Here is a 9855-nt window from a genome sequence, read left to right as displayed (position 1 = left end):
GCTTTGTCGAACGTTACTTTTGATTCATTATCTTTCAACTGCACTACGACATTTCTATTCTTGTCTCCGACATCATCTTGTAATCCTGAATATCTCTCGCCATTTATTTTGGTACTCTCTAATTCATCAGAAAATATCATAGGGAAAGACTTATTTGTTCTTTCGTAGTCTTTATTGCGTTCTAGCATCATGCTTGTATAAGGATTATATGGATCAGGCGTTAAAACGATTTCTTTAGAATCCTTAGAATCTTTAATTGGGGCACTAAATTTTAACTGTATAGCTTTCGGCTTACTATATTCTACATTTTCCAAATCTGTTATTCTGTCTTTTTTATCTGCCTTTTTCTTTTTATCTTTTTCTATTACAGACAGTAATTTCTCACTTTCTAACCCTGCTTCTTTTTCACTTTCAAATGCTTTCTTGTCAGCTTTTTTTGCAATTTTTAAAATTTCTTCATCATCTTTTTTCGTCAATTCATCTAATGTAAGTGATGCGTTCTCTATCATATACGGTTTCGCTTTACCATCGTCGATAGACAATATTTGTTGTACTTTGTCAGACTTCTTAATATCCTTGCTCTTAGTATCATATACATAAGCGATTTGCTTATCTTTCGTCAATTTATCCTTAATAGTCACAGCTTTCTTTTTTTCATCGTTACTACATGCACTTAACGTTAATACCATAACTATTAACGCAATTATATATTTCTTCATTGATATTGTCCCCTTTATGATTTAATCATTTATTATTTATTTGAACTTCTTGCTTGTAAAGTCTTTTTTGATTTGCCAATCTTTTTAAATGCAACTTGATTTTTAACTATTTTTTTATTTACTCTTATAAATTCTTTACCTAAATTTTTGGCTGTTTCAATTTCTCCCATATTTACTAGAGCTGAAATTAATTTCATTTCCTCCGCTCGAGTCAAATTAGGCTCCTCATATGGTAGAAGTGGCGCTTTATCCATTTCTTTATATCTCTCCACAATAACTTCGTCAGACTCATTGTGAATAGCTTTAAGCATCAAATTACTAATTGTATTCTTTTTCTGATTTTTCAACCTAACAAGTGAAAATACTGTGTAATAGCCGTATCTTAAAATATTCATGAAAATTACACTTGTAAATATCGTCATCAAAATTATTCCTAAAGCTATAAATCCATAAATGGATAAATTGTTTTCACTTACTTTATTCAATATCTCCTCTGAATTTGGCGTAAATATAAAATTCAATAATTGAAACCATATAACTAATGCAAAAATATATATAATAAGTTTAAATATAAACGAACCAATAAGCCCCTTTGTCATATAGTTATTTTTAAAACTCAGAAATCCATTTAGGTTTGTATATGATAGTAATAATCGGAAAAAAGTTAGAAACGCTGCTATTGTTAATACAATATAAAACATGTTAATCACCTCTCTCTTCGTTATTTTTTTCGACATTATATCTAATATCAAAATATGAAGATTCGTAACCCAATATTTCAGTGTTGTTACGGACATCATACACTGATATTGTTCTCGTTTTATTGTTGCGCCATAACATCGATCCATTCATTTTTACTCTATTACCTTTTTTCTCTTCACTAACAAGGTCATTAATAAGTTGCTCTGAATTAAACGTTAAACGTAATTGTTTAATATCGTTAATATGATTTGTATTTTGAATCTCATTCCTAATGTTGATGTTATAAGGAATCCATTCATCACTACCTAATCCTTTAGAACTAATCGGTATTAATATATTGTTATCTATTTCAATATACGATGTTTTATAAACAGAGTCTCCATGTTCATTCAGATGATACTCATCATATACATACACCTTATCTATAGACTTTTTATTAGCACTATTAATGTAAGCTAAACTACTTTTAATATCTTCTATAAAAGTCATAACACTTTTATGAAGTTTGATATCAACCTCATTTGGGTCGTGCATGTCTTGAAGTAAAATACCACTTCTTTTAGCAAAATCCGCCATTTTTTCCAAATTTTCATATTTAGTTGCGCCAATTTCTTGATCGCCGTTCCTTAATTTTTTTACTAAACTATCTTGTACCCCTGCTGATTTGCCAATTTTATACGCACTCAGTTCACTATCTAACAATTTTTGTATAATCTCTTTCATTGTCAAATTCTCTACATATTTATCGTTGGAGTTATTAACCATTTGAATACTCCTCCTCGTCAATTAATTAACATAAGTTTATCAATTTCAATTACGACCTGTCAAGGTCTTAATATGTTTTTATAAATAACTTTTTAAAGGTCGTATAAAAACAAATTAAAAAGACAACATACTCTGTGTACGCTGTCTTCTCATATCTTTATTTAATTTTATATCACATTTTCAACTTCATTGACGAAATGATTTCGCCCACTATTTTGTAGGTATACAACGGGTCTTCCCCATTTATCTGATGCGTCTCTTGCAATTTTCATCTTTGCATGACTTGTTTGAGTTATTGGAACTACTACCACATCAGATTGTTTTACTATATTTTCTACATTGGTATAAACATCAGAGTCCGTATGTTTAACAAATCCACCTCTTTTTTCGACTTCCTCTATATAGTTATTAATGAAACTATTAGCCCCTACTATAGCTATAGTTAAATTTAAAAATAGCTTTTCATTAAAATATTGAGTTGGACTCTCCTCTTTCGTTTTGTAGAAAGAATGCTTTTTTACCTCACTTATAGTTTTTATCTCTTCTGTATCATATAACCATCTTATCCGCCCAATATTGCGCTTAGGGAAATGTGCAATGCTTACAACATCATCTACTCTCACACTAAATTTATCGACGTCATTATCATTTATTAGTAACTTCGGTATGCTTTTTAACACACCATTTTCATAGGCTTTTTTACAAACATAGCTTTCGTCCTCATAGTCATAATCTACAACTGCAAATTCATAACTTTCTATTTCATTATCTTCTATTGATTCGTATTTATCTACAGGTTTAATATTTTCAAAACTATCTCTACCTTCCGACAATCCATCTTTAATATATTTAAATTTTTCACCATGTTCTAATCCTTGTCTACGGATAATACTTTCAGGAACAAATATTGTTTTTTTATCAAACTCTTTAAACCCTTCACCTCCAACAAGTTTACGTCTTAAAATATAAATATCATCTTTTATTTCTGAACTTTCTTCATTGTCGGTAATAGAATTATCTTCTGTTTCATTTAAGTTATTATCTATTAAATGCTTTTCTATTTTCTCCCCTTTATATATTTTATCTAATTCACTCAACTTTTTAAGCTCATTCAAAATAACTAAATAATGTTTTGTATATTCTTCAATCAGTTCTATATCGTCAGTATTAGTAATATCTTTTATCCAATCTTCTTTAGTTTCCTTTAACCTTATAGCTGATCTATGCTCTTCCATATGAATTAACCCCTTCTACTCTTATTAATACTAATAACACCTCGCTAATTATAACGAGGTGTTAATCTATTATATATTCTCTATTAGTTCTTCGATAAATCTTGAAGATGATGGATAATTGTGTTCTTTAGCTAATTTATCTAGCTTTTCTCTTGCTGAAGGTTTGATAGTAAAACTATACTTTCTACGATTTTCTATCTTCGGTTTAGTAATTAAATTAATACTTTTCTGTTGGCTGTTTTCTGCACTAGGACTATTTTGACCCCCTATATTTTGTTGCTTTGGTTCATTTTCTTGTGTTCCAGCGTTTTCAAACATTTCTGATACTGGGTTATTCTCATTAAAAGCCATACGACCCCTCCTATTATTTTATAGCATCTATTGCTTCTTTTAATTGATTCATTCTTTCTTCATATTCTTCCATAAATACCTTTTCATCTCTGCTTAATTCATTATCGATAAATTGTTGTGAAATTGATTTACCATTTTTTAGTGATTTATTAAATACTAATCGTTTCGGAAAATAAGTTACATATCTATCATCATTTTCTATTTTCTCTATAAATTCTTTACCTAAGCCGTTAGTACGGTCTACTATAGAACCTACTCGTAACATTTGAGCGGTAACTAGAGACTTTCTTGTTCTTACATCTATATTTTCGCCTTTAAACTTTTCTAACCTGAACTCTAAATTTGCTGAGTCTGTATTATCTGAATCTAAAACTGGTGTAACTAATGCATGACTAACTGTAACTGCATTTTTAGTGGCAATTCTGAAATCAGAGTGTGTATCTATTATCATGTAATCATATTCATTAAAATTTCTTTTTTTATAATTATCCTCTAACCACATATAAAAAATATTATTTTTATAACTCGTTGCTACCAAGCTATCTTCTATTTTATCTAAGTTTATAAATCCTTTTACGATGTCTAAGTTAGGCTTAATGTTAACAATATCTACTTCGCCTGCTTCTCTATAGATATTAGCTACTGTATTATTTTGATCGGTAATACTATAGAGTTGAGTCAACTTTGCTTGATGGTCTTTATCTACTAAACAAACTTTATACCCTTTAGAAACTAGGTACTCTGCAAAGTTAAAGCACAAGGTACTCTTCCCTACACCACCATCTACCGCTGCAAAACTAGCGATTTTCATATTTACCACCTCTTCTTATATAATCCCTAAATCAGATAATCCTCATATATACAACGATTTAGTTACTCACTTATATACCTTTTCCTATATATACGATTATACATTCATGTACACTCACTATTATACCTAAAAAAATATTCTACGTAAACCATATATAAATATTTATTTTCGTAAATACATTTATCCATATAACATATACTTAAATGTATATGGATACTTATACCTACCTAAATATTTAAATGCATATGCCTTTTAACACATATCATAATATTTATTCATATATAGATACCTTAGAAAACCTTTTATCTACAGTGTTTGTTTAGATTTAATAGCCATATCACTCGATAGGGGAGGGGAATAAAAAGCCAAAAAAATAGTCGCAAATTATTTGCGACTCAGAAATACCACTATTTATATATTACTTAAGTTCTTCATGTGTAACTAATAAATCAATATATCTATTAACATCTTCTAAAGTCCGTTCATCTTCTATTGCGGGTTTAATAATCTTTCTAAATTTAATGCCCACTTTAGTATTAAGATTTAATAGCTCTTGATATTTCTCTTTATAATCGTCACTTTCTTCTAACTTCTCATAAACACTTTGTAGATCATTATAGCTATCACCATCGATTTCTTTCTCATCTAGAGAAACTTGATAATCATATAATTTTTTCAATGTATAATATTTCATCGTGTTTATATCCTGTTTACCCAATCTCAATTTTTTGATTGTTGTAGCAACAACACCCGTTTGTCTATAGATTTCTGCTGCTGATATATTAGAATTAATTAATTTGCTAACCGTCGCTATCATATCATCATCTCCTTATATACTTGTCCTTTTAATTATTGATAAGTGTATCGTATTTGTAGGTACGTTGTCAAACGTTAATTCATGCTTTATGTCCTGCAAGTAGCTTATTCTGTTTATTCAATGTACTGGACTGCTTAAGACTAATCGCTCGTTTAATTATATTTTGCCCATATTTCAGGTTAACTCTATCAATCGATTCATTGATAATCTCTTCTTTAATTTCTTTATCAGATTTAAACAGTTCCAATTGCTGTATACGACTATCTTTGAAATTAGTGAAATTTACAGATACCGTTCTATACAACTTTAATATTCTTACTGGCGTTTATATCTCTGTCATGTTCTGCACCACATTCACAAGTCCAATTTCTGATGTCTAGTGTTTTTTTCACTGTTGACACCACAAGTTGAGCATATTTGTGATGAAGCGTAGCGTTTAAAAAAGATTTTACGACCCTATACTTGAACTACCAACACCTATACTATTTTAAAAAAAATCACGTATTGAAGTGTATGGATTCTTGGGAACAAAGCATGTTTAACAATTAGTTAGTATCTTAACTATGCCAGTGACTTCTTTTATTAACCAAGATAGCCCCGTAGTTCCTACGGTTTATATTCTATTTATCCTACTTTATCGAATGATTGAATTTGTCTTAATCCCTCATTTTTAATATTCTTACTGGCGTTTATATCTCTGTCATGTTCTGCACCACATTCACAAGTCCAATTTCTGATGTCTAGTGTTTTTTTTCCACTGTTGACACCACAAGTTGAGCATATTTGTGATGAAGGGTACCATCTATCAATTTTAACAACCTGTTTACCATACCAATCAGCTTTATATTGTAATTTGTCTACAAACATAGACCAAGACACATCAATGAGTGATTTAGCTAGCTTGTGATTGCGTAGCATACCTTTCGTGTTTAAATCTTCAATACAAATCACATCGTGGTTTTTGACAATAATTGTACTTACTTTATTTAAAAAATCTTTCCTTTGGTTAGCTACTTTCTCATGCAATCTAGCAACTTTAATTTTCTGTTTTTGATAGTTTTTAGCGTCCTCTAATTTCTTACCGTCCTTTTTAGCTTGTTCATATCTACGTGACAATTTGCGTTGCTCTCTTGCTAGCTGTTTTGCCATTTTAGTTGTATAACGGTTATTGTTGTACACTGTGCCATCGTCTAGGATTGCAAAGTCTTTAACACCTAAGTCGATACCAACACTATTATTAGACTTGTCTAACTCTTGTATGTGTTCCTCTACTAACAATGATACGAAGTATTTACCACTAGCTTTACGGCTGATTGTAGCCCTTAATATACGACCGTTAATATCTCGACTATTAGCAAATTTAACCATTTTTAACTTAGGTAATTTGATTCTATTACCCTGTATTTGAATACTATTACTAACATTTTTAGTGGTATAGCTTTGATTTGGATTCTTCTTACTTTTGAATCTAGGTGCTTTGTTCTGCTTTTTAAAAAATCTATTAAATGAATCCTCTAAATTCTTCACGCTAGATTGTAGCGCTATTGAATCAACTTCTTTTAACCAACTATACTCATTTGATTTCTTTAATGCGGGTATCATTGTCGCACATTTGTTATATGTTAATCCTTTTCCTGTTTTCTTATATTCTTCCTTCCAAAGGCTTAAGAAATAGTTAAACACAAAACGTGAGCTACCTATAGTTTTGTTAATTAGTATCTCTTGTTCCTTATTTGGATATAATCTAAATTTGTACGCTCTGTGTTCACCCATTTCAATTACCTCCTTGTTTTTCAATGTATTTTCTTATTGTTTCAATCTAGACAGGCAATACCACCGCTATAATTTATATTTGATTGGTTATTTAATGTTCAAATTTTCTTCTACTTGGCGCAAGATAATATGTAATGGGGTATCTAAGATATCAGCTATTACTTTATATTTATATAAAGAGATACTCATTTGTGTACCACGCTCAATATGACCGTAATAATGACTTGTAATCCCCATAGCGTCTCCAAATGTTTTTTGATATTTATTTTGTTCTTTTCTACGTCTTCTGAGTTCTTCTCCAATTTCCTTAATGTAACTATCTATATCAAAGTTTTCTTGTAACTTGCTATATCCTAATTTATAAGTCTCTTTTTTCATATTCACATTTTTAGTTTCCACATACTCTAATACCTCTGATAAAGGAATACGGATCAGTTGAGCCATCTGTAGATATTTATACAAAGATACCTGTTGTGTTGTCGCTCGTTCTAAGTGCCTATAGTAGGAGTCACTAAGTTGTAATCTGTCAGTCATATACAAAATACTGATATCTTTTCTTTCTCTTTCTTTTCTAATTAAGAAAGCTACTTTTTTTATATATTCATGTACATTTTTAGATTTCATTATTTTATACCTCATATTTAAAATTTGTATTTTTAACAGTATTAATTACTATACTTATCATTAAAATACAGAGAACCTATTCAACGTATAGATTTAAGTATGTTATAATTTTTTTAATAACTAGAGATTTTGTTTATACATTTACTAACCTTTATGTTATTATTATTACATAAATCATTTCAATAATACAATCACATAAAAAAAGAAACCCAACTATTGACAGTAGTTGAGTTCCAATCAGAAAGAAAGTTAAAAATACACGAAGTATATTAACTAATGTTTAAGTTAAAAAGTTTGTTTACTCAGAAAAAAACAAAATTACAATTACAGAAAGAAGTAATAAATACAGAAAAAAATTCTATATAATTACTTTACTTTTATATGATAAGTATATTATACCTTTACTTCGTCTATATTGCAAGACATTGAACTACTTGCAAACGCTTTTGTAATAGCTTTTTAACATTACATTTACGTATTTTACTAACTTCTTTCTGAGAGAACAGGTTTCTTTTTGGAAGGAGTTTTTTATATGCCAAAAAGTATCAAGCATAGACAAGTCAGCGAAAAAGTCGTAAGCGAATATTTTAAATATTATAAATTTTTATCTTATGAAACATTCACAAGTGAGAAAACAAACAAGCCATCTAAATTACAAAAGAATAGCAAGCTCGTTTATACTATGGTGGCAAATCAATTTGCTAGATTAGTTAAAACCAATCATTTCACAACAAACGTTGAAGGTAAAAAATTCATAAGATTTGATACAGAAAGTATTGCTGTAGCTTTAGGTGTAACAAGACAAACAGTTATGACTAAGATTAAACACTTAATCGACTTAGGTTTATTAGTACAAGAAAACAAAAATCTTATTCATGTACCTAAACCTGATGTTAAAGATTCAAGATCAACGTTTGTAGATAGTAAAGGAGTTGAACGCTTAACATTTGCACAAATACCTAAATATCTAATTGAACATGATTACTATAAAGTATTAACAGAGAACGCTATTATTTATTATGCATTAGTAAGAGAACGTCATTTACAATCTATTCAAAATAACAAGAATACTAAAAGATATATTGATAAGCATGGTAATACTTGCTGCTGGTTTACAAATGATGTAGCTTGCGAATTACTAGGCATCAATGAAGATACATTGAAAAAGGATAGAGATATCTTATATGCAAAAGGCTTATTAAAGAGTAAACGTTTCGGTAAAGCATTATCTTTTTATGCTTATGAACCAATTAATTTGCCAAACGAAGTTGAAGAAACAACTGAAGCGGAAGAGCAAAAACACCCATTAGAAAAAGTGACTGTATCTAGTATTATTGAAAAGTTAGGGTTCTTAAATTTAAAAGTTGGGGTTGAAAACTTTGAAAAGTTAGGGTTAAGTAATACAGGTTTTAGTAACACATCTTCTAGTAACACAGTAACTAATGATATGTATGATATGAATATCTCTAATATAGAGAGTGAAGTAAATACATCAAATCAAACAAATCATAATTCCGCTGTATTAGAATTTGAAAATTACAAAAAACAATCTCTAACTAAATATCTACCTGAACACCTAGCAAATTATTTTAATAACTTTGACTTAAACGAAATTAAGATTATTAAAGATAATTTATTTAAAGCTAAGCAATCTTACTTAAATGACTTATCACTAATCTCAAATTATGGTTTATTTATTCAATGCTCAGAAGAACAAAAATACTCTGTAGAAGATTTGGAATTTGAATTACAAAAATTATTAAAAAGATTACATGGTAAGCGAATTAAAGATAATGAGACTATAAAAGATATGAACAATACAGGTTACATTTTCACTAGCTTTAAAAACGTATTTATTAATGCGTATAATGAATTTAAGAATACTAAAGATGCATATAAAAATGACATTAAACAAGCAAAATTTGTACGAAACAAAAACCTAAAAAACATTGCGCCTAGCAATTATAGTAGACCAAGTGTAAATACTGAGTCATTTGAAAACATAACTAATGAGCTTGATGCACTAGGTGTTTATTAAAAATAATTAATTACAAAGGA

The 9855-nt window shown here is 29.2% G+C and carries 10 protein-coding genes and 2 pseudogenes; 1 reads left to right on the top strand and 11 read right to left on the bottom strand.

The genetic code is table 11. The annotated features are described in order from the left end of the window. The 11 genes and pseudogenes from MHZ36_RS12895 to MHZ36_RS12845 all read right to left on the bottom strand — a co-directional run. Positions 1–719: pseudogene (locus MHZ36_RS12895) on the bottom strand (hypothetical protein); the annotation flags it as partial. Between the two features lie 32 nt (positions 720–751). After that, positions 752–1204, bottom strand: coding sequence for a hypothetical protein (locus MHZ36_RS12890; protein ID WP_239232123.1), 453 nt, complete (start codon positions 1202–1204; stop codon positions 752–754). A gap of 217 nt (positions 1205–1421) precedes the next feature. Further along, positions 1422–2186 (bottom strand): hypothetical protein, encoded by a 765-nt coding sequence (locus tag MHZ36_RS12885; RefSeq protein WP_239232122.1) that lies wholly within the window; start codon positions 2184–2186, stop codon positions 1422–1424. Between the two features lie 167 nt (positions 2187–2353). Next, positions 2354–3421: a DUF2325 domain-containing protein gene (locus MHZ36_RS12880; RefSeq protein WP_239232121.1), complete on the bottom strand. Its 1068-nt coding sequence runs from the start codon at positions 3419–3421 to the stop codon at positions 2354–2356. Positions 3422–3490: 69 nt separating this feature from the next. Further along, positions 3491–3772 (bottom strand): ribbon-helix-helix domain-containing protein, encoded by a 282-nt coding sequence (locus tag MHZ36_RS12875; RefSeq protein ID WP_239232120.1) that lies wholly within the window; start codon positions 3770–3772, stop codon positions 3491–3493. A gap of 13 nt (positions 3773–3785) precedes the next feature. Beyond that, positions 3786–4583: a ParA family protein gene (locus MHZ36_RS12870; protein WP_239232118.1), complete on the bottom strand. Its 798-nt coding sequence runs from the start codon at positions 4581–4583 to the stop codon at positions 3786–3788. Positions 4584–5001: 418 nt separating this feature from the next. Continuing rightward, positions 5002–5400, bottom strand: a complete 399-nt coding sequence (locus tag MHZ36_RS12865; protein WP_239232116.1) for a hypothetical protein — start codon at positions 5398–5400, stop codon at positions 5002–5004. A 79-nt stretch (positions 5401–5479) separates the two neighbouring features. Then, complete coding sequence (locus MHZ36_RS12860) at positions 5480–5704, bottom strand: hypothetical protein (RefSeq protein ID WP_239232115.1); 225 nt, start codon at positions 5702–5704, stop codon at positions 5480–5482. After that, positions 5697–5832 (bottom strand): annotated as a pseudogene (locus MHZ36_RS14400) (zinc ribbon domain-containing protein); the annotation flags it as partial. The gene MHZ36_RS12860 and the pseudogene MHZ36_RS14400, both read right to left, overlap by 8 nt. 192 nt (positions 5833–6024) lie before the next feature. Further along, the gene (gene tnpB, locus MHZ36_RS12850; RefSeq protein ID WP_239232111.1) at positions 6025–7173 is read right to left on the bottom strand and encodes an IS200/IS605 family element RNA-guided endonuclease TnpB; all 1149 of its coding nucleotides are present in this window, start codon (positions 7171–7173) and stop codon (positions 6025–6027) included. Positions 7174–7260: 87 nt separating this feature from the next. Next, on the bottom strand, positions 7261–7797 hold the full coding sequence (locus tag MHZ36_RS12845) for a helix-turn-helix domain-containing protein (protein ID WP_239232110.1): 537 nt from the start codon (positions 7795–7797) through the stop codon (positions 7261–7263). Between the two features lie 532 nt (positions 7798–8329). On the opposite strand from MHZ36_RS12845, the gene MHZ36_RS12840 reads away from it, so the two are divergent. Beyond that, complete coding sequence (locus MHZ36_RS12840) at positions 8330–9835, top strand: replication initiator protein A (RefSeq protein WP_239232109.1); 1506 nt, start codon at positions 8330–8332, stop codon at positions 9833–9835. Positions 9836–9855: the final 20 nt, after the last annotated feature.

This window comes from Staphylococcus sp. ACRSN, from assembly GCF_022346615.1.
Taxonomy (GTDB): domain Bacteria; phylum Bacillota; class Bacilli; order Staphylococcales; family Staphylococcaceae; genus Staphylococcus.
This window is presented reverse-complemented; position numbering and strand designations above follow the sequence as displayed.

Excerpts from the sequence above, each read along its gene's own strand:
- MHZ36_RS12885 (WP_239232122.1), bottom strand. The coding sequence starts at position 2,186 with ATGGTTAATAACTCCAACGATAAATATGTAGAGAATTTGACAATGAAA.
- MHZ36_RS12880 (WP_239232121.1), bottom strand. The coding sequence starts at position 3,421 with ATGGAAGAGCATAGATCAGCTATAAGGTTAAAGGAAACTAAAGAAGAT.
- MHZ36_RS12875 (WP_239232120.1), bottom strand. The coding sequence starts at position 3,772 with ATGGCTTTTAATGAGAATAACCCAGTATCAGAAATGTTTGAAAACGCT.
- MHZ36_RS12870 (WP_239232118.1), bottom strand. The coding sequence starts at position 4,583 with ATGAAAATCGCTAGTTTTGCAGCGGTAGATGGTGGTGTAGGGAAGAGT.
- MHZ36_RS12865 (WP_239232116.1), bottom strand. The coding sequence starts at position 5,400 with ATGATAGCGACGGTTAGCAAATTAATTAATTCTAATATATCAGCAGCA.
- tnpB (WP_239232111.1), bottom strand. The coding sequence starts at position 7,173 with ATGGGTGAACACAGAGCGTACAAATTTAGATTATATCCAAATAAGGAA.
- MHZ36_RS12845 (WP_239232110.1), bottom strand. The coding sequence starts at position 7,797 with ATGAAATCTAAAAATGTACATGAATATATAAAAAAAGTAGCTTTCTTA.
- MHZ36_RS12840 (WP_239232109.1), top strand. The coding sequence starts at position 8,330 with ATGCCAAAAAGTATCAAGCATAGACAAGTCAGCGAAAAAGTCGTAAGC.